Genomic DNA, 19,485 nt, shown 5'->3' with positions numbered 1-19,485 from the left:
TGCGGCGAGGACGAAAACGAAGGAGCGTTACTCGACGTTGGCGCTACGGAGGCGCATCACCCCTTCAGCATCTCAGCCACTTCCGGCGCGAAGTAGGTCAGGATGCCGTCGCAGCCGGCGCGCTTGAAGGCCAGCAGCGATTCCAGCATCGCCCTGTCGCCGTCGATCCAGCCATTGGCGGCGGCCGCCTTGATCATCGAATATTCGCCCGAGACCTGATAGGCGAAGGTCGGCATCTGCAACTCGTCCTTCAGTCTGCGGATGATGTCGAGATAGGGCAGGCCGGGCTTGACCATCAGCATGTCGGCGCCCTCGGCGAGATCCTGCTCGGCCTCGCGCACCGCCTCGTCGGAATTGGCGTGATCGATATAATAGGTCTTCTTGTCACCCTTGAGCAGGCCGGCAGTGCCGACCGCCTCGCGATAGGGCCCGTAAAAGGCGGACGCGAACTTCGTCGCGTAGGACATGATCGCCACGTCCTGAAACCCATTGGCGTCGAGCGCATCGCGGATGGCACCGATACGGCCATCCATCATGTCGGAGGGCGCGATGATGTCGGCCCCCGCCGCTGCCTGGATGACGGCCGCCGCCGTCACCTGCTCCACCGTTTCATCATTGACGATGATGCCGTCGCGCAAGATGCCGTCATGGCCGTGCGAGGTGAACGGGTCGAGCGCGGCGTCAGTGATGATGCCGATCTCCGGGACGGCATGTTTGATGGCGCGTGTGGCGCGGTTGATGATGTTTTCCGGATCGAGGATGTGCGAACCGGTCTGGTCGCGCAGGCTGAGCTCGACGTTGGGAAAGGTGGCGATCGCCGGAATGCCGAGCTTTGCCGCCCGCTCGGCCTCCTTGACGGCGAGATCGAGCGACAGGCGGAAGACGCCCGGCATGGCGGCGATCGGTTCGCGCACATTCTTGCCGTCGACGACGAAGATCGGCCAGATAAGATCGTCGACCGAGAGCCGGTTCTCCTGGACAAGGCGGCGCGACCAGTCGGCCTTGCGCATGCGCCGCAAACGGCGGCTGCCGGTGATCTCGTCGACGCTGCGCGCGCCGGCAGGCCTTGCGGGGGTGAATTTGTTCATCGCCAAAACTCCGGATCGGCGGCTTTTACCACGAGCCTCCACCGCTGACCAATGCGACACGATTGTGCCAGGGCTTGTTCGAATCCTACTCCGGTTGGCCGTTGCCGGACAGCACCTGCGCCGCGCCGCGGATGGCGACGCGAAATGCCTCGTCGAAGCTGACGCCGCGCACTTGCCATCTATAGGCTTTGGCATTCATGGCAAGCCGCCAATCGGCTATCCAGCCCAGTTCCTTGTCGCTCCAGATGATGCTGCCGGCAAGCGCCTGGTCGCCACCGGCTTTTCTGGCAAGCTGATCCAGTGTCGCCATATCGGCATGGCTGAGGCTCCGGTCGTCCAGCTTTGAGGCGGAGAGCAGCGACGCTTCGGGAAATACAATCCGCATGATCAGCGGACCGGTGGCGTTGGCGAAGGATTCGCGCATCGGCGCCCCACGCTGATCGTCGGCGGTCAGCGCGAAGTGCCTCGCGCCTTGCTCCGCCACCAGAAAAATTGCCAGGCGTGGCCGCTCGGCAAGCCGTGGCTTGCTGCCCAGCGCTGCAAGCACCGGATCGATAACGTCAGGCTTGTACAGGCAGGTGAGATCGTGCGGCCGGTCATGAGTGCCTTGTTCGTCATGGACCGGAATGCCTTCCAGGCGGTCGTGATAGCGGAATCCGGCAACGAAACTGCCGGCCTTGTCGCGCAGCGCCGCCATATCTGGTCTTTTCGGCAGCCGCTGGTCGCCGGAGACACGGACCAGCACCGCATCGAGGCAGGCCTTGAAACCGATCTGGCGGTTCTCTTCGCCCTGGCCGGTGACGATGGTCTGCGATTGGTAGAGCTCGTCGACGGTTGCGGCCGATACGGGAGAAGCGGTCGCACCGATCAGGCCGACCACCACAACAGCAAGGCACGGCAACCAAGGCAAGGGCTCAAACTCCGGTTCAAAGAACCAGCTTTAGCACCGGCTGCTGCCAACGGCCAAGCAGCGGGATTGGCCGCCGCCATTGACGCGGCCATGCAGCACGCTTTAGCACTTCATTCCCGCGGGGCGCGGGGAGGGAGTCTCTGGCGATGGATTTTGGCGGAGGCGACGAGATTCGCTTCGAAAGATTGGGCAGGGCCGGCGTCGTCACGCTGACGCGGCCGCAGGCGCTCAATGCCGTAACCCATCGCATGGTCCAGGCGCTGGACAAGGCGCTGCGCAGCTGGGAACGCGACGACCGTGTCGACGTCGTCATCGTCAAGGCCGAGGGCAGGGCGTTTTCGGCAGGCGGCGATATCCTCCACATCTACGAGGCCGGCCGGGCAGGAAAGCCTCCGGTCGATTTCTTCGCAGACGAATACCGGTTGAACGCCCGCATCGCCCGTTTCAAAAAACCCTATGTCGCGCTGATCGACGGCATCGTCATGGGCGGCGGCGTCGGCATCTCCTTCCATGGCTCGCAGCGGGTGCTGACCGAGAACGCACAGTTCGCCATGCCCGAAGTCGGCATCGGCTTTTTTCCGGATGTCGGCGCCAGCCATCTGTTGCCGGATCTCGGCGGCAGCTTCGGCATGTATCTTGCGCTGACCGGCAACCGCATCCGCTGTGGCGATGCCTTGTGGTCGGGCCTCGCCACGCATACGATCAAGGCGGAGGATCAGGCCGGCTTTCTCGACCGGCTGGCTGCCTCAGGCGATCCGGAATCGGTGCTGCGCGGCTGCTTCGTCCCGGCCAAACGCGAGACCGACAGGCCGACGCTGGAAGCCATCGCCCGGCACTTCGCGCAGCCGTCGCTGGCCGATATCATCGCCAGCCTGGAGCGGGCAGCCATCGCCGACGAATTCGCGGCAAAGACGCTGGCCACCATCCGCACCCGCTCGCCGACCAGCCTGCATGTCGCCTGGCGCCAGATCAGTGCCGGGCTGACATTGTCGATGGACGAGTGCATGAAGATGGAGTTCCGTATCCTCAACCGCATGCTTGCCGGGCACGACTTCTATGAAGGCATCCGCGCCGCCATCATCGACAAAGGCTCGACGCCGCAATGGCGGCCGGCAGGCATCGATAAGGTCAGCGCCGCCGATATCGACGCCTATTTCGCATCGCTCGGCGAACGGGAACTGAAGCTGTGAGCGAGGTCGCCTCGAGACGCGTGGTGCTGCAGCCCTCGACGGTCGAGGTCATCTTCGCCTGGTTCCAGCGCGTCATCGCCGGCTACTGCCTGCTGTTCGGCGTCTTGTACTGGATCCGGCTGATCGGCTTTTATCCCGGCTCGCTGTGGCGCTTCGACCTTATGCCGGTGCACTGGCAGGTGGCGGCGGTGGTGCTGGCGGTGTTTTTTCCATTCGCCGCCGCCGGCCTGTGGATGCTGGCGTCCTGGGGGCCGGTGATCTGGTTCATCTGCGCGGTGACCGAGAGCGTCATGTATGCCGGCTTCCCCGAGCTGTTCGGCCACCGGCTGCTGATCGTAGCCTCGCACCTTGCGGTGGCGCTGCTCTACATAGTGTTCCGCGTGGTGATCTGGATCCAGAAGCGGCAAGCCCGGCGATAGCAATTCCGGCCAGAATCATTGGCTAAATCTTTAGGTTAATTATCCTTGCTCGGGTGACTGTCCGTTAAGCCTCTTTCGAAACCCCTTACCGGTAAGCTCTTGTTAGCCTTGGCGTTTAAGTCGAATTTTATGAGTATTCGATAGTGTCGCGATCAAGGTGAAGAACAAAAAATCACCGGGCGACAAACGAGAGGCAAAGACAATGATCAATTCGCGTCCGGCGGCGAAGACCGCCAACGTATCCGATGACCGCCGCGAGGCGATCCGTTCGCTGTACATGGAATCGCTGCAGCTGGTCGAGCGGCTGCATCGCCGTCTGCTTGATGTGATCAAGGACGAATTCGACCGCAACGGCCGCTCCGACATCAACGCCATCCAGGCGCTGCTCCTGTTCAACATCGGCAACTCGGAGCTGACCGCCGGCGAACTGCGCTCGCGCGGCTATTATCTCGGCTCGAATGTCTCCTACAATCTGAAGAAGCTGGTCGATCTCGGCTTCATCAATCACCAGCGCTCGCGCATCGACCGCCGTTCGGTGCGGGTCTCGCTGACGCCGAAGGGCAATGAGGTGGCGGAAGTCGTCGCCGGCCTTTACGAACGCCATGTCGGCTCGATCGAGCAGGTCGGCGGCATCAATACCGAAGAGTTCAAGCAGATGAACCGCGCCCTGCAGCGGCTCGACCGCTTCTGGAACGATACGATCGCGTATCGGATGTAATCGCATCCGCTGCATCAAGATCTGAAGCCATGCCACGGAAGCGCTGCCGCGGAGCAGATCAAAGGCCGGTGCCGAAAAGCACCGGTCTTTCCGTTTCGTCAGGCCGGCCGATTCAAATTCGAGCAACAGCCACGTTGCCGCCATATTCCAGTGGAACCGAAGATGCGGGTGATGCTGGGGCCAAAGCCGCGCATTTGTCCTGTGCTCAAGTCACTTCCCATGTGTTTTTACACCGAAGTGATGCGGGCCATGGTTGGCTAATTGTTAAGAAAGCCAACTCTAGAGTGCGGGCGAGACCGCCCGGTGAGTTGAATTGTAGCAAGAATGTCTGGAACGTCCATGAGAACCAGCCGCCGTTTCTTCCTTTCAGGGGCCTCCGCGCTCGCAGCCGCTATCGTCGCCGGCCGCGCCAGTGCGCAGGATGTGATCGGCGACATCCTGAAATCCTCGGCACGCGGCAATTGGGACGACCAGTTCGACGCCCGCCCCAGCCAGGGCGGCAAAGTGGCCTCTACGCTGCCAATCTTCAGCCTGCAGACCGTTTCGTTTACCGAGCAGGCCGTCGCGCAATACCAGAACATCGTCGCCCAGGGCGGTTGGGAGCCGGTTCCCGACACCAAAAAATTGCAGCTCGGCGTCGATGATCCCGACGTGGTCCCGCTGCGCAAGCGTCTGATGATTGCGGGCGATCTGGCGCAGAGCGCCGGCATTTCGACAGCTTTCGATTCCTATGTCGACTCCGCGGTCAAGCGCTTCCAGGCGCGCCATGGCCTGCCTGCCGACGGGACGCTGGGCCAATATTCTTATGCCGCGATGAATGTTTCGGCGCCAATTCGGCTCGGCCAGTTGCAGACCAATTTGCAGCGGCTGCGCGAGCGCGCCGGCACGCTGGGCAACCGTTACGTCCTGGTCGACATCCCGGGCGCTCAGATCGAGGCGGTCGAGAACGATCGCGTCGTGCTGCGCCATACCGCGATCGTCGGCAAGATCGACCGCCAGACGCCGATCGTTAATTCCAAGATCAACGAGATCATCGTCAATCCCTACTGGAACGCGCCGGTCTCGATCGTGCGCAAGGACATCATTCCGCTGATGCGGAAGGACCCCAACTATCTCAAGGACAGCCACATCCGTCTGTTCGCGCCGGATGGCAGCGAGGTTGATCCGTTGACCGTTGACTGGTCGACCGACGACGCCGAGAAGTACCGCTTCCGGCAAGATCCGGGTGCTGGCAATGCAATGGCCTCGGTCAAGATCAATTTCCCCAGCCCGGACGGCGTCTACATGCACGACACGCCGCAGCAGAGCCTGTTCGGCAAGATGATGCGCTTCGATTCCTCGGGCTGCGTGCGCGTCCAGAACGTGCGCGATCTCGTCACCTGGATTCTGCGCGACACGCCGGGCTGGAATCGCCAGCACTTCGAGGCGGCGATCAAGAGCGGCGAGAACGTCCCGGTGCAGGTCACCAATCCGGTGCCGGTCTATTTTCTCTACATCTCGGCCTGGTCGACGGGACCGGGCGTGGTGCAGTTCCGCGATGACATTTACGGCCTCGACGGAGCCAACGAGCTGCAGATCACATCGGCGCTCTAAAGATCTGATTTCTTTCTGAAAAGGCCGCCGGCGAGGGCGGCCTTTTTCGTTGCTGGGTCTCTCGGGGCAATCTTTGCTGGACCGATCGCCGGGCAAAAGGACGCGCGGCGCCGTAGTCGGAATCGCATCATGCATGTCGCTATGTTCATTCTGGTCGTGCTCATCTTTGTCGCGGTTTCCGGCGCGCTGGTCCGGATGGTGCGGGTGCCGCTGCCGGTGCTGCAGATCGCTATCGGTGCAGCACTCGCCTGGCCGGTGCGCGGCATGCATGTCGAGATCGATCCTGAGCTGTTCCTGCTGGTGTTCATCCCGCCGCTGCTGTTCGGTGATGCCTATGGAGCGCCCAAGCGCGAACTGATCGCACTGCGCGGGCCGATCCTCGACCTAGCCATCGGGCTGGTCTTCTTCACCATTGTCGGCTTCGGCTACGCCTTGCACTGGCTGGTGCCGAGCATCCCGCTCGTCGTCGCTTTCGCGCTTGCTGCGGTGCTGTCGCCCACCGATGCGGTGGCCGTCTCCTCGATCGTCGACAAGAGCGTGATTCCGGCCCGGCTGATGCATATTCTGGAGGGCGAGTCGCTGCTCAACGACGCGTCGGGCCTCGTTATGTTTCGCTTCGCCGTGGCAGCTGCATTGACCGGCAGCTTCTCCTTCGCAGCCGCGTCAGTAACCTTCCTCTACGCCGTCGGAGCCGGCATCCTGGCCGGCGTGGCGGCGTTGTTCGTCGCCGCCAAGGTGCTGCAATTGCTGAACCGTATCGGCGGCGTTCCGGCCGAGGCGCAGGTGCTGGTCATGGTCCTGCTGCCGTTCATCGCCTATCTCGGCGCCGAGCATGTCGGCGCCTCGGGCATTCTGGCGGCGGTCACCGCCGGGTTGCTCACCGGCGGCTCCGGGATTTTCCGCTTTCTCGGCGTCTCGGCGCGCATGCAAACGATATCGCTGTGGACGACGCTTTCCTTCGTTTTCAACGGTGCCCTGTTCATCCTGCTTGGGCTGCAGCTTCCCGAAATCATTGGCAACGTGCCGCCTGAACTCGGCAGCCGCTATCCGGTCATCCAGCCGATCGCCACCGTGGTCGCGCTGACGCTATGCCTGATCGGGCTGCGTTTCCTGTGGATCTGGATCGGCGATATCGCGACGCGCCTCTCGGCGCGATTGCGCAAGCGCAAGGCCGAGCCGTTCGGGCTGCGCGTTCGGATCGCCGGCTCTGTCGCCGGCGTGCGCGGCGCCATCACGCTGGCCGGCATCCTGTCGCTGCCGCTCGCCATGCCGGACGGTTCGCCCTTTCCGGCGCGCGACGTGGTGGTCTTCCTCGCCGCCGGCGTCATCATCTGCTCGTTGCTCATTGCCAGCCTTGCCTTGCCCAAGGTGGCACGTGGGCTGGTCGAGCCGGGCGAGGATCCTGGCGCTGCCGAGGAGCGTCTTGCGCGTGTCGGTGCGGCCAGGGCCGCCATTGCCCGCATCGAGAGCATGGCCGGCGCGACCGACGGCGACGAACGGGAAATACCCGGCGCCCGGCTTGCCGCCGCCGACAGCATCGTCGCCGGCTACCGGCGCCGCATCGCTGCCTCCGACGAGGCGGACGAGGCGCGCGCCGAGGCCCGCGAAGCCGGACGGCTGGAGCTCGAATTGAGGCTGGCCGGCATCGAGGCTGAACGCGCGGCCGTGCGCGCAATGTTTCGCAGCGGTCAGATCAACGACCATACGATGCAGGCGCTGTTCACCGAAATCACGCTCACTGAGGCGTTGCTGAAGGGCCGGCAGGCAAGGAAATAGAGACCTGCCAACCCCGCTGCCGCAATCCGGCCAGCAAATTTCGCGCTGCAAACGTGGCGGGCCGAAAGCAACTGTGTTAATGGCGCGACAGACCCCGAACTTGAGGATTTCAACCCATGGCAACAGCAGCGGCAGTGTCGAACAAATTCGAATCCTTCTTCGAAACCACGCTTGCCGATGCCGACCCCGAGATTTTCGGCGCGATCCGCAACGAACTCGGCCGCCAGCGCCACGAGATCGAACTGATTGCCTCCGAGAACATCGTCTCGCGTGCCGTGCTCGAGGCGCAAGGGTCTATCATGACCAACAAATATGCCGAGGGCTATCCGGGCAAGCGCTACTATGGCGGCTGCCAGTTTGTCGATGTCGCTGAGGGCCTGGCCATCGAGCGCGCGAAAAAGCTGTTCGGCTGCAACTTCGCCAACGTCCAGCCGAATTCCGGCAGCCAAATGAACCAGGCGGTGTTCCTGGCGCTGCTGCAGCCCGGCGACACCTTCATGGGCCTCGACCTCAATTCCGGCGGGCACCTGACGCATGGCTCGCCGGTCAATATGAGCGGCAAGTGGTTCAAGGTCGTATCCTATGGCGTGCGCAGGGACGATCATCTGCTTGACATGGACGCGATCGAGAAGACCGCCCATGAGACCAAGCCGAAGCTGATCCTGGCCGGCGGCACGGCCTATTCTCGCGTCTGGGACTGGAAGCGTTTTCGCGAGATCGCCGATTCGATCGGTGCCTATCTGATGGTCGACATGGCCCACATCGCCGGTCTGGTCGCCGGCGGCATGCATCCGTCACCGCTGCCGCATGCCCATGTGGTGACCACCACGACGCACAAGTCGCTGCGCGGCCCGCGCGGCGGCATGATCCTGTGCAATGACGAGGACATCGCCAAGAAGATGAATTCGGCCGTCTTCCCCGGCCTGCAGGGCGGTCCGCTGATGCACGTCATCGCCGCCAAGGCGGTGGCCCTTGGCGAGGCGCTGAAGCCGAGCTTCAAGGCCTATGCGGAGAGCGTCGTCGCCAATGCCAAGACGCTGGCCTCCAGCCTGCAGGAAACCGGTCTCGACATCGTGTCCGGCGGCACCGACAACCATCTGATGCTGGTCGATCTACGTCCCAAGAACGCCACCGGCAAGCGCGCCGAGGCTGCCCTTGGCCGCGCCAACATCACCTGCAACAAGAACGGCATCCCCTTCGATCCGGAAAAGCCCTTCGTCACCTCGGGCGTTCGGCTCGGCACGCCGGCCGGCACCACGCGCGGCTTCGGGCAGGCCGAGTTCCGCGAGATCGGCAAGCTGATCGCCGAAGTGCTGGATGGGCTGAAAGTTGCTAATTCCGACGAAGGCAATGCTGCAGTCGAGGCGGCGGTCAAGGCCAAGGTAGCGGCATTGACCGATCGTTTTCCACTCTATCCATATCTTGGTTGACCGACGCCGGGTGTCATCTGTGTCCGTGACAACCCCGGTGCGGCAGCACGGCAACTGCGGAGACGCTTTATGATGCAAACTCTCCGTTTCGCCGGCTTTGGCGTCGTGCTCACACTCGCCACCTTGCAGGGGGCCGCCTTGGCGCAGACCGAGCCGACCCCGGCAGCACCCAAGACAGAGACCTTCGGCAGGTGGTCCATCACGGTGGACGAGGTCAACACCGGTGAGGATGTGCGCAAGACCTGCGCCGCCTCGACGGTCTTTTTCGACGCAAACGGCACCAGCGGCACCCTTACGCTGGCCATCTCGAATGGCGACGTACTGCCGCCCGAGGGCTATCCGAGCCTCATCATCGCCGTGAAAAACAGTGATTTGCCCAAAGGCGAGAACATCCCAGTGGTGTTCCGCGACGTCAACGACAAGATCAAGACCAGTTTTCATCTCAGCGCCGATGGACAGTGGATGATGAACAACAAGACCGAGACCACGCTCGCGGTCCTGCGTGCCATGCGCCGTACCAGCGCCCTCGATGTCAGCTTCGCCGACAAGCCGGTCGCGACCATATCGATGGACGGCTTCACCAAGGCCTATCGCTATCTCGGCACATCCTGCGGCTTCCCGACCGGCGACGTCGCGCCCTGATCGGCGTATCGCCGGCCAACTGACTGCCGCTCTCGCAATTTTCCTCGTGCTTCGCTATCTCTGAGGCGCGAGAGGCCGTCTCCGACGCTTTGCCACCGTCACAAAAACCTCTAAGCCTTTCGCTCCACGAGAATCGCGAACCGAAGGCTCTCCATGCGCTGCCCCTATTGCCAGTCCGAAGATACGCAGGTGAAGGATTCGCGCCCCGCCGAAGACGGCGCGGCGATCCGCAGGCGGCGCGTCTGCCCAGATTGCGGTGGCCGCTTCACTACTTTCGAGCGCGTGCAATTGCGCGACCTCGTCGTGGTGAAGAAGTCTGGACGCAAGGTGCCGTTCGACCGCGACAAGCTGCTGCGTTCGGTCGAGATTGCCGTCCGCAAGCGCAATGTCGACCCGGAGCGCATCGACCGCGCGGTGACCGGCATCGTGCGCCAGCTCGAAAGCTCGGGCGAGACCGAAGTGGCCTCGGGGGAAGTCGGCCGGCTGGTCATGGAGGCGCTTAAGTCGCTCGACGATGTCGCCTATGTGCGCTTTGCCTCCGTCTACCGCAATTTCCGCGAGGCCAAGGATTTCCACGACGTGCTGGGCGAGCTCAAAGGCGACGAGCTCAAGGGCGAAGAGGTGAAGAGCGAAGAGGACGCCGGCTGAGCATGGCACGGTCCCAGCGCAGCACCGCCGAGCAAGAGCTTCTCGATCGCCGCTATATGGCGGCAGCCCTCAGGCTGTCGCGCAAAAATGCCGGCCGGACCTCGACCAATCCTTCCGTCGGCACGCTGATCGTACGCGACGATGGCGACGGGCCGATGATCGTAGGCAGCGGTGTCACTGCCGTCGGTGGCCGGCCGCATGCCGAAACCGAGGCGCTGGCCGAGGCCGGCGAATTGGCGCGCGGCGCCACCGCCTATGTGACGCTGGAGCCTTGCGCGCATCACGGCCGCACGCCGCCTTGCGCCAATGCGCTGGTCAGTGCCGGCGTCGCGCGGGTGGTTGGCGCCGTCAGCGATCCGGACCCGCGTGTTTCCAGCAAGGGCTACGCCATCTTGCGTGCCGCTGGTGTCGAGGTGGTCGAAAAGGTGCTGGCCGCCGAGGCCGCAGAGCAGATGGCCGGCTATTTGATTCGATCTATTAAAAAACGTCCGGAAGTGATCCTGAAGCTTGCGCTTTCGAGCGACAATAAGATCGGCGTGAAAGGTGAGGGGCAGGTCTCCATCACCGGCGATATTGCCCGGCGCGAAGTCTATCTGATGCGCGCCGAAGCCGATGGCATATTGATCGGCATCGGCACGGCGCTGGAGGACGATCCGGCACTGACGGTGCGGCTGCCGGGACTTGAGAACCGTTCGCCGGCGCGCATCGTGCTTGACCGCCAGATCAGGCTGCCGGAGACCTCGAAACTGGTTGCCGGCGTCGACCGTGTTCCGCTCTATGTCGCGGCCTGCGCCGAGGCCGATCCGCACCGGCGGGCCGCGCTCGAACGCGCCGGCGTGCGCTTCATCGGCACTGAGACGTATGAAGGCGATATTGCGCTGCCGGAACTGCTCGAGGATCTGGCGGCACTCGGCATGGCCAGCGTCCTGATCGAGGGCGGCGCCAAGGTCGCCAAGGCCTTCCTCGCCGAACAAGTAGTCGACCGCATCGTGCTGTTTCAGGGGCCGGACGCGATCGGCGAGGGCGGCATTGCATCGCCGATCGATGCCAACCATATCCCGCCAGGGTTTCGTAAATTGCGCGACATGCGTTTCGGCGAAGACACGTATGCCGAATGGATAAGGGACATCTAGGGCCAAGCCGATGTTTACTGGGATCGTCACCGACGTCGGCACTGTCGCTGCCGTGAAGCCGCTCAGGGAAGGCGTCGGTTTGCGCATCGACACCGCCTACGATCCGCAGACCATTGCTATCGGCGCCTCGATTTCCTGCGGCGGCGTCTGCCTGACGGTCACCGCATTGCCGGAAGATGGCGCCAACGCACGCTGGTTCGAGGTCGAGGCCTGGGAAGAGGCCCTCAGGCTGACCACCGCGATGGGCTGGAAATCCGGCACGCGTATCAACCTGGAACGTGCGCTGAAGATCGGCGACGAGCTTGGCGGCCATATCGTGTCCGGCCATGTCGACGGCATGGCCGAGATCGTGGCGCGCAAGGAAGAGGGCGACGCCGTTCGCTTCACCCTGGAAGCACCGCGCGACCTCGCCAAATTCATCGCCCCCAAGGGTTCCGTCGCGCTCGACGGCACTTCGCTCACTGTCAACAAGGTCGAAGGCACCCGCTTCGACGTGCTGTTGATCCACCATTCGCTGACCGTCACCACCTGGGGCGAGCGACAGGTCGGCGACCGCGTCAACCTCGAGATCGACACCATGGCCCGCTACGCGGCGCGACTGGTGGAGGCGGCGAAGGAGGGGCTTTGATGGACAAGAGCGGACGGACTTCCAACCTGGAGGAGCAACTGACGCGCGGGGCAATGGCCGATGTGGACGCCGGCCGTGTGATTGATCACCGGTTGGTACAGGCTTGGGCTTCGAGCCTCGGTACCAGTCATCCGCTTCAGGTGCCGCGCTGGGAACAAGACAGTTCCGCAGACCTTTCCACCTTCGGCAATCTTCCGCTTGCGATCAAACCGGCTTCGGCCTAAGTCACCGGCGATCCCCGGAGACATCTATGGCTGGCACCTCCCAACACGGCAAAGCGTTCATCCGTCCGAAGAAGAAAGCGCACCTTCTTGTCATCGAGGCGCGATTTCACGACGATCTTGCCGACGCGCTGCTCGAAGGTGCGACCAGCGCGCTCGACGAAGCGGGCGCGACATACGATGTCGTCACCGTTCCTGGCTCGCTCGAAATCCCGGCGGTGATTTCCTTCGCGCTCGACGGCGCCTCCGAAGGCGGGACGAGCTATGACGGTTTCGTCGCCCTCGGCACGGTGATCCGCGGCGACACCTATCATTTCGATATCGTCGCCAATGAATCCAGCCGTGCGCTGATGGACCTGTCCGTGCAGGACTCGATCTGCATCGGCAACGGCATCCTGACCACCGAAAACGACGAACAGGCCTGGACGCGGGCCAGGCGTTCGGAAGGCGACAAGGGCGGCTTTGCAGCGCGTGCGGCGCTGACCATGATTGCGCTCAAGCAGCAGTTGGGAGAGCGATCGTGAGCGAACCCGCTTCGCCCGGCCAGCCTGCGGTTCGCCACGCCAACAAGCGCGGTGCTGCCCGACTGGCCGCCGTACAGGCGCTCTACCAGATGGATGTCGCCGGCAGCGGCGTGTTTGAGACTACCGCCGAATACGAGGCGTTCAGGCTCGGCAAGGAAGTCGATGGCGCGCTCTATCGCGAAGCCGATGCGCAATGGTTTCGCGCCATTCTTGCCGGCGTCGTCGAGCACCAGAAGACCATCGATCCGATCATCCGCCAGGCGCTGACCGAGGACTGGCCGCTGTCGAGGCTCGATTCGACGTTGCGCGCCATATTGCGCGCCGGCGTCTACGAGCTGATGAAGCGCGAGGACGTGCCGGTGGCGGTCATCGTCTCCGAATATGTCGACATCGCCAAGGCATTTTACGAGGAAGACGAGCCGAAACTGGTCAATGCGGTGCTTGATCGCGTGTCGCGCCGGGTGCGTGGCGAGGGCCGCGGCAAGGACGCCTCATGACTGCTGTCGTCGCCGTTGAGGCGGGCAAGGAAGCGCGTCGCACCGCCTTCATCCTCGCAGCCTCGCAGGCGATCATCGGCTCGGCCGCACCCATCGCCATTTCCATGGGCGGATTGGCCGGGCAGTACCTGCTCGATGCTGACAAGTCGCTGGCAACCGCGCCGATCACCGGTTTCAATGTCGGCGTGGCGCTCGGTTCCCTGCCGGCCGCGGCGATCATCCGCCGGCTCGGCCAGCGCGACGGCTTCATGACCGGCACAGCGGTCACGGCGCTTGGCGGGCTGGTCGCCACGCTGGCGCTGTTTCATGCCAGCTTCTGGCTATTCGCTTTCGGCTTGGCCGTGATCGGCATCGGGGGCGCCTTCGTCCAGCAGTTCCGCTTTGCCGCCGCCGACAATGCGCCGCCTGAATTCAAGGCGCGCGCCATCTCCTTCGTGCTGGCCGGCGGCATCGTCACCGCCATCCTTGGGCCGCAGATCGTCATCTTCACCGGCGACCTGTTCTCGCCGGTGAAGTTTGCCGGCTCGTTTGCGTCCATCCTGGTGCTGGCGGCGGTTGGCGCCGCCATTCTCTCTTTGTTGCGCATCCCGGCCAAGGCAACCGACAAGGTGGAAATCGCCGACAGCGACGCCCGGCCGCTCTCGGAAATCGTCACCAGGCCGCGCTTCGTCGCGGCGCTGTTTTGCGCCGTCGGCAGCTACGCGCTGATGAGCTTCGTCATGACCGGCGCGCCGCTGGCCATGGTCGGCTGCGGCCTGTCGACGGACGACGCCACGCTCGGCATTTCCTGGCATGTGATGGCGATGTTCGCGCCGAGCTTCTTCACGGGGTCGCTGATCTATCGCTTCGGCGCTGAGCGGATCGTGGCCATCGGCCTGGTGCTGCTGATTGGCTGCGCCATAGTGGCGCTGTCAGGGTTGGCACTGTGGCAGTTCTGGACGGCGCTGATCCTGCTCGGCCTTGGCTGGAACTTCAGCTTCATCGGTGCCACCGCCATGGTGGCCGACAGCTACCAGTCATCCGAAAAAGGCAAGGTCCAGGGGTTCCACGATTTCGTCCTGTTCGGCTCCGTTGCCTTCGCCTCGCTGATGTCGGGGGCGGTCTACAATGCCTGGGGCTGGGAGATGTTGAACTGGATGATTTTCCCGGTCGTCGTGCTGTGCTTCGTGGCACTGGGCGTGTTGAAGATGACGGGTTTGCGCGCGGCCAACTGACGTCACGCTGTCGGGACGAGGCAACAGCGGAGTCACTCGCATCCGAACAAAATTATTGCGCCCATCCCCCTTCTTATGAAACCGTGTACCCCGACGGGGCATCGAAGCCATGCTCATATGCGGCAGCCGTATTCCGGTTCACAGCAAGGGATTTGTGAGATGTTTTCAATCAGGGTTCTGGCCGGCGCTGTACTAGCGCTCGGAATTGCGTTGGCCTCGGCGAGTGCCCAGGTGGTGGTGTCGTCGAAGATCGACACCGAGGGCGGCGTACTCGGCAATATCATCCAACTGGTGCTGAACGCCAACAATATCCAGACCACCGACCGCATCCAGCTCGGCGGCACACCTGTGGTGCGCAAGGCGATTACAGCCGGCGAGATAGACATCTATCCGGAATACACCGGCAACGCCGCCTTCTTCTTCGAGAAGGCCGACGATCCGGTGTGGAAAGATGCCGCCAAGGCCTACGAGACTGCCAAGAAGCTCGACTACGACGCTAACAAGATCGTCTGGCTGTCACCGTCACCGGCCAACAACACCTGGGCGATCGCCCTGCGCAAGGAAGTCGCCGATACCAACAAGCTCGTCACCCTCTCCGACTTCGGCAAATACGTCTCGGGCGGCGGCAAGGTGGTGCTGGCGGCCTCTGCCGAGTTCGTCAATTCGGCGGCCGCGCTGCCCGCTTTCCAGAAGACCTATGGCTTCACGCTGAAGCCGGACCAGTTGATCACGCTGTCGGGCGGCGATACGGCGGCGACCATTGCCGCTGCGGCCAACCAGACCAACGGCGCCAACGCCGCCATGGTCTACGGCACCGACGGCGGCATCGCGCCCTCCGGCCTCGTCGTGCTTGAAGACGACAAGGGTGTGCAGCCGGTCTACCAGCCGGCGCCGATCATCCGCGAGGCGGTGCTGAAGGAGCATCCCGAAATCGAGACGTTGCTGAAGCCGGTCTTCGCCAAGCTCGATCTCGTCACGCTGCAGGAGTTGAATGGCCGCGTGCAGGTTGGCGGCGAGCCGGTCAAGGGCGTCGCTGAGGACTTTTTGAAAAAGAACGGCTTCCTGAAGTAAGGCGATTCCGGCGCTCCGCTTTCGAGGTGCGCCGGATCGGCCGATGGGGGAGGGCGTGCGCATCCGGTTCGACAAGCTCGGCGTGGTCATCGCGGCGATATCGGCCTATGCGGCTTTTGCGGCGCCATTCGCCACCTTCCGCGCCAATCGCATCGTACCCGGTGAGGCGCGCTCGATCCTCGAATCTTTGCCCGCGACGGTCGGTCCGCTGTTGATGGCGATTGTTGTCGCAGCGGCGCTCATTGCGCTGCTGAAAACGCCGCTTGCTCTGCGCCTCGCCGCCAGTGTGGTTGCACTTGCGGCGCTGGCGCTGCTGATCGGCGTTGCCGGCAGCTTCCTGACGCCCGCCGGCAACACCTTCGCCCGTATCTCGCCGGCTTCGGGCTTCTGGCTGCTTATCTTCGCCTTCACCCTTCTGCTCGCCGACGTGCTTACAAGGCTGTACCTGTCGCCGCAGGCACGGGTCGGCGTGCTTGTTGTCGCCGCAGCGGCGATCGGCCTGCTGCTCGTCTCGGGAAGCTGGAACAGCCTGTCGATCCTCAAGGAATATTTCAATCGCTCCGATAGTTTTTGGGCGGAAGGCTCCAAGCACGTGACGTTGGCGCTGGGTTCGCTGGCGGCTGCGGTGATTATCGGCCTGCCGCTCGGCATCCTCTGCCATCGCGTCGAGAAATTGCGGGCCGGCGTGCTCAACGTGCTGAACATCATCCAGACCATTCCTTCGATCGCGCTGTTCGGCCTCTTGATCGCACCGCTCGGCTGGGTCGCTTCGCATGTGCCGGGTGCTGCCGCGCTCGGCATTCGCGGCATCGGCACAGCGCCGGCTTTCGTCGCCCTGTTCCTCTATTCGCTGCTGCCGGTGGTGGCCAACACCGTGGTCGGCCTTGCCGGTGTGCCGCGTGCCGCCAACGACGCAGCGCGCGGCATGGGCATGACCGACCGCCAGCGGCTGTTCGACGTCGAGTTTCCGCTGGCCTTCCCGGTGATCCTCACCGGCATCCGCATCGTGCTGGTGCAGAATATCGGCCTCGCCACGATTGCCGCGTTGATCGGCGGCGGCGGCTTTGGCGTGTTCGTGTTCCAGGGCGTCGGTCAGACGGCGATGGACCTGGTGCTGCTGGGGGCCGTGCCCACGGTGGCGCTGGCCTTCGCCGCCGCCATCATCCTCGATGCAGTGATCGAAATGACCGCCAGCAAGCGCAGGGTTGAAACGGCATGATCGAGATCGAAGGCATCACCAAGCGCTACGGCGAGACGACAGTCGTCGACGACGTGTCGATAGTAGTCGAGCCGCGCAGCATCGCCGTCATCGTCGGCACCTCCGGCTCCGGCAAGACGACGCTGCTTCGCATGATCAACCGGCTGGTCGAGCCGACATCGGGCGTGATCAAGCTCGACGGCGCCGACAACCGCTCGGTGCCGGATTATGAGCTGCGTCGCAGCATCGGCTACGCCATCCAGGGCCACGGCCTGTTTCCGCATCGCACGGTGGCGCAGAATATCGCCACGGTACCGGTGTTGCTCGGCTGGGATGCCAAACGCATCAAGCTCCGTGTCGACGAGCTGATGACGCTTTACCAGCTCGACCCGGAAGCCTACGGGCCACGCTATCCGCATGAGCTTTCCGGCGGCCAGCAGCAGCGCGTCGGCGTCGCCCGCGCGCTTGCCGCGGAACCCAACGTGCTGTTGATGGATGAGCCGTTCGGCGCGCTCGATCCGATCATCCGCAACAAGGCGCAGGAGGATCTGCTGGCGATCCAGAAGCGCTTCGGCACCACTATCATCCTTGTCACCCATGACATGGAAGAGGCCGTGCATATGGGCGACAAGATCGCGGTAATGGATGGCGGCAAAGTGGTGCAATATGCCGGGCCGGCCGAGATACTGGCGAAACCGGCCAGCGCGTTTGTCGAGACCCTGGTAGGCGCCAGCGAAAAACCGTTCCGGCTGTTGTCGCTTGGCCGGGTTCGCGACGCGGTGGAAAAAGGCACGGCCGCAGGTGAGGCAATCCCCGGTGACGCCAGCCAGCGCGACGCACTGGCCGAACTCCTGTGGTCGGGCCGCCCGGCGCTGCCGGTGAAAGATACCGACGGCAAGCCGCTTGGCCGCGTCACGGTGGACGGGCTGGTTAAGCGCGCGGCGAGGCCGGCATGAAAGCCTGGCTTCCGTCGCTGCTCAGGCTTGCCCTGGTGGTGCTACTTATTGCCTTCGTCACCAATCCCGGATGGTTCGAACCGCTGCTGAAGCCGCTGACCGAGAACAACGCGCCGGTAATCTACAATCAGGGCAGCCTGTTGACGCTGACGCTGCTGCATCTGCGGACCGTGCTGATCGCGACACTGGCCGCGACCTTCGTCGCGGTCGCGCTCGCCATCCTGGTCACCAGGCCGGCCGGCGTCGAATTCCTGCCGCTGTCGCGCAGCCTGGTCAATATCGGCCAGACGTTTCCGCCGGTGGCGGTGCTGGCATTGGCGGTGCCGGCTGTCGGCTTCGGCGAGAAGCCGACGCTGATCGCACTGTTTCTCTACGGCCTGCTGCCGATCTTCGAGAATGCGCTGACCGGTCTGACCACGCTGCCGGAGAATGTAGTCGAGGCGGCGCGCGGCGCCGGCATGACCGGCTGGCAAAGGCTGGTCAAGGTCGAACTGCCGCTCAGTGCGCCGATCATCCTCGGCGGCATCCGGCTGTCGGTGGTGATCAGCCTCGCCACGGCGACCATCGGCTCGACGGTGGCGGCGAGGACACTGGGCGAGGTGATCATCGCCGGCCTGCTGTCGAACAACCTCGCCTTCATCCTGCAGGGCGGCCTGATCGTCGCCGCCCTTGCCGTGCTGATCTATGACGGGCTGTCGGCGATCGAGCGCTACACCGCGCGGCGCATGGGACGCGAGGTGGAGTAGCCTCTCGGGCAAAGTTCGTTCTTTTCAGTGGCCGCTCGAACGCGCCGGATGATCGAGCGTCAGTTCGAGCCTTGTGCCCGTCTCGCTGGTGATCCAGCGACGGCGGATGATGGCGAAATCGTGCTGTGTACCGGCTCCCACCACGGAGACAAGGTCGCCCACGGCACAATGTCTGTCGAGATCAAGGGCTTCGACAGTCTCGGCAATGTCTTGCTTGCCGGCATAATGTCTCGCGACAGCCGTGAGCACTATGATCACTGGACTCCCCGTTGCGCGATCTTCGGGACTCGGCGATTGATGAGTGCGATGCTCCGATCTTTCAGCAGGAGTTCTTGCCATGACCGCGCGTTTCTCCAAGATCGTCATGTGTTTGTGTCTGGGGGCTTTCGCCTTCCTCGTCGCCTTTGGCAACATCACCGATTACGGCTCAAACTTCGCCTTTGTCCAGCATGTGCTGAGCATGGATACGACCTTTCCCGGCAATGCGCTGATGTACCGCTCTATCACCAGCCCAGCCTTGTGGACGGCAGGCTACTGGCTGATCATCCTTGGCGAGGCGCTGACCTGCCTGCTCTATCTGATCGCCGCCTGGCAACTCTGGCAGGCGCGCAACGCCAGCGGACAGGCTTTCAATGATGCCAAGACGTTCGCCATCATAGCCGCCACCATGGGTTTCCTCGTTTGGTATTTCGGCTTCATGGTCGTTGGCGGCGAGTGGTTCGCCATGTGGCAGTCTTCGACATGGAACGGTCAGGAAGCTGCGTTCAAATTCTACATGACAATGCTGGCGGTGCTGATCTTCGTCATCCAGCCGGACCGCGACCTGCGCAAAGCCTGACCGGTCGTTCGCCGATTTCAATCGATCTAATCGGACGGCAGTGTC

At 63.4% G+C, this 19,485-nt stretch carries 22 protein-coding genes; 19 read left to right on the top strand and 3 right to left on the bottom strand.

All coding sequences use genetic code 11. The annotated features are described in order from the left end of the window. Positions 1–56: 56 nt before the first annotated feature. Positions 57–1,088, bottom strand: a complete 1,032-nt coding sequence (gene hemB / locus NKJ94_RS12425) for a porphobilinogen synthase (protein ID WP_352525313.1) — start codon at positions 1,086–1,088, stop codon at positions 57–59. Between the two features lie 85 nt (positions 1,089–1,173). Next, on the bottom strand, positions 1,174–1,998 hold the full coding sequence (locus tag NKJ94_RS12420; protein WP_352525312.1) for a DUF8605 domain-containing protein: 825 nt from the start codon (positions 1,996–1,998) through the stop codon (positions 1,174–1,176). Positions 1,999–2,144: 146 nt separating this feature from the next. On the opposite strand from NKJ94_RS12420, the gene NKJ94_RS12415 reads away from it, so the two are divergent. The 18 genes from NKJ94_RS12415 (at position 2,145) to NKJ94_RS12330 (ending at position 18,602) form a co-directional block, all read left to right on the top strand. Then, a complete protein-coding gene (locus NKJ94_RS12415; protein ID WP_352525310.1) occupies positions 2,145–3,188 on the top strand; it encodes an enoyl-CoA hydratase/isomerase family protein in 1,044 nt (347 codons plus the stop codon). Next, positions 3,185–3,607 carry a DUF6163 family protein gene (locus NKJ94_RS12410; protein WP_352525309.1) on the top strand — a complete coding sequence of 141 codons (423 nt, stop codon included), beginning with the start codon at positions 3,185–3,187 and terminating at the stop codon, positions 3,605–3,607. The genes NKJ94_RS12415 and NKJ94_RS12410 overlap by 4 nt, the downstream gene beginning before the upstream one ends. 202 nt (positions 3,608–3,809) lie before the next feature. After that, a complete protein-coding gene (gene ldtR / locus NKJ94_RS12405) occupies positions 3,810–4,325 on the top strand; it encodes a transcriptional regulator LdtR (protein ID WP_023674486.1) in 516 nt (171 codons plus the stop codon). Positions 4,326–4,664: 339 nt separating this feature from the next. Then, complete coding sequence (locus tag NKJ94_RS12400) at positions 4,665–5,918, top strand: L,D-transpeptidase family protein (protein ID WP_352525307.1); 1,254 nt, start codon at positions 4,665–4,667, stop codon at positions 5,916–5,918. Positions 5,919–6,047: 129 nt separating this feature from the next. Continuing rightward, positions 6,048–7,694 (top strand): Na+/H+ antiporter, encoded by a 1,647-nt coding sequence (locus NKJ94_RS12395; protein ID WP_352525306.1) that lies wholly within the window; start codon positions 6,048–6,050, stop codon positions 7,692–7,694. A gap of 116 nt (positions 7,695–7,810) precedes the next feature. Beyond that, positions 7,811–9,124 (top strand): serine hydroxymethyltransferase, encoded by a 1,314-nt coding sequence (glyA, locus tag NKJ94_RS12390; RefSeq protein ID WP_352525305.1) that lies wholly within the window; start codon positions 7,811–7,813, stop codon positions 9,122–9,124. 69 nt (positions 9,125–9,193) lie between these two features. Beyond that, on the top strand, positions 9,194–9,766 hold the full coding sequence (locus tag NKJ94_RS12385; RefSeq protein ID WP_352525304.1) for an invasion associated locus B family protein: 573 nt from the start codon (positions 9,194–9,196) through the stop codon (positions 9,764–9,766). Positions 9,767–9,919: 153 nt separating this feature from the next. After that, positions 9,920–10,414, top strand: a complete 495-nt coding sequence (nrdR, locus tag NKJ94_RS12380) for a transcriptional regulator NrdR (protein ID WP_352525302.1) — start codon at positions 9,920–9,922, stop codon at positions 10,412–10,414. Between the two features lie 2 nt (positions 10,415–10,416). Then, positions 10,417–11,547 (top strand): bifunctional diaminohydroxyphosphoribosylaminopyrimidine deaminase/5-amino-6-(5-phosphoribosylamino)uracil reductase RibD, encoded by a 1,131-nt coding sequence (gene ribD, locus NKJ94_RS12375; protein WP_352525300.1) that lies wholly within the window; start codon positions 10,417–10,419, stop codon positions 11,545–11,547. 10 nt (positions 11,548–11,557) lie between these two features. Then, positions 11,558–12,175, top strand: coding sequence for a riboflavin synthase (locus NKJ94_RS12370; protein WP_352525298.1), 618 nt, complete (start codon positions 11,558–11,560; stop codon positions 12,173–12,175). Continuing rightward, positions 12,175–12,399: a hypothetical protein gene (locus tag NKJ94_RS12365; protein ID WP_352525296.1), complete on the top strand. Its 225-nt coding sequence runs from the start codon at positions 12,175–12,177 to the stop codon at positions 12,397–12,399. Before NKJ94_RS12370 ends, NKJ94_RS12365 begins: the two co-directional genes overlap by 1 nt. Positions 12,400–12,425: 26 nt before the next feature. Next, on the top strand, positions 12,426–12,920 hold the full coding sequence (ribH, locus tag NKJ94_RS12360; protein ID WP_352525294.1) for a 6,7-dimethyl-8-ribityllumazine synthase: 495 nt from the start codon (positions 12,426–12,428) through the stop codon (positions 12,918–12,920). After that, positions 12,917–13,417 (top strand): transcription antitermination factor NusB, encoded by a 501-nt coding sequence (gene nusB / locus NKJ94_RS12355; RefSeq protein WP_352525293.1) that lies wholly within the window; start codon positions 12,917–12,919, stop codon positions 13,415–13,417. The genes ribH and nusB overlap by 4 nt, the downstream gene beginning before the upstream one ends. After that, entirely contained in the window at positions 13,414–14,631 is a 1,218-nt protein-coding gene (locus NKJ94_RS12350) for an MFS transporter (RefSeq protein WP_352525292.1), read from the top strand. Before nusB ends, NKJ94_RS12350 begins: the two co-directional genes overlap by 4 nt. 159 nt (positions 14,632–14,790) lie before the next feature. Next, entirely contained in the window at positions 14,791–15,702 is a 912-nt protein-coding gene (gene osmF, locus NKJ94_RS12345; RefSeq protein WP_352525290.1) for a glycine betaine ABC transporter substrate-binding protein OsmF, read from the top strand. Positions 15,703–15,745: 43 nt separating this feature from the next. Then, a complete protein-coding gene (locus tag NKJ94_RS12340) occupies positions 15,746–16,921 on the top strand; it encodes an ABC transporter permease (RefSeq protein ID WP_352525288.1) in 1,176 nt (391 codons plus the stop codon). Then, entirely contained in the window at positions 16,918–17,856 is a 939-nt protein-coding gene (locus tag NKJ94_RS12335; RefSeq protein ID WP_352525286.1) for an ABC transporter ATP-binding protein, read from the top strand. The genes NKJ94_RS12340 and NKJ94_RS12335 overlap by 4 nt, the downstream gene beginning before the upstream one ends. Further along, the gene (locus tag NKJ94_RS12330; protein ID WP_352525284.1) at positions 17,853–18,602 is read left to right on the top strand and encodes an ABC transporter permease; all 750 of its coding nucleotides are present in this window, start codon (positions 17,853–17,855) and stop codon (positions 18,600–18,602) included. Before NKJ94_RS12335 ends, NKJ94_RS12330 begins: the two co-directional genes overlap by 4 nt. A gap of 24 nt (positions 18,603–18,626) precedes the next feature. Here NKJ94_RS12330 and NKJ94_RS12325 read toward each other — a convergent pair whose 3' ends face one another. After that, entirely contained in the window at positions 18,627–18,860 is a 234-nt protein-coding gene (locus tag NKJ94_RS12325; RefSeq protein ID WP_352525282.1) for a hypothetical protein, read from the bottom strand. Positions 18,861–18,939: 79 nt separating this feature from the next. On the opposite strand from NKJ94_RS12325, the gene NKJ94_RS12320 reads away from it, so the two are divergent. Further along, complete coding sequence (locus NKJ94_RS12320) at positions 18,940–19,440, top strand: DUF2165 family protein (protein WP_352525280.1); 501 nt, start codon at positions 18,940–18,942, stop codon at positions 19,438–19,440. Positions 19,441–19,485 lie beyond the last annotated feature (45 nt).

Source organism: Mesorhizobium sp. M0060, from assembly GCF_040323155.1.
Classification (GTDB): Bacteria; Pseudomonadota; Alphaproteobacteria; order Rhizobiales; family Rhizobiaceae; genus Mesorhizobium.
Note: the sequence above shows the minus strand (reverse complement) of the source record. Positions and strands in the feature narration are given on the sequence as shown.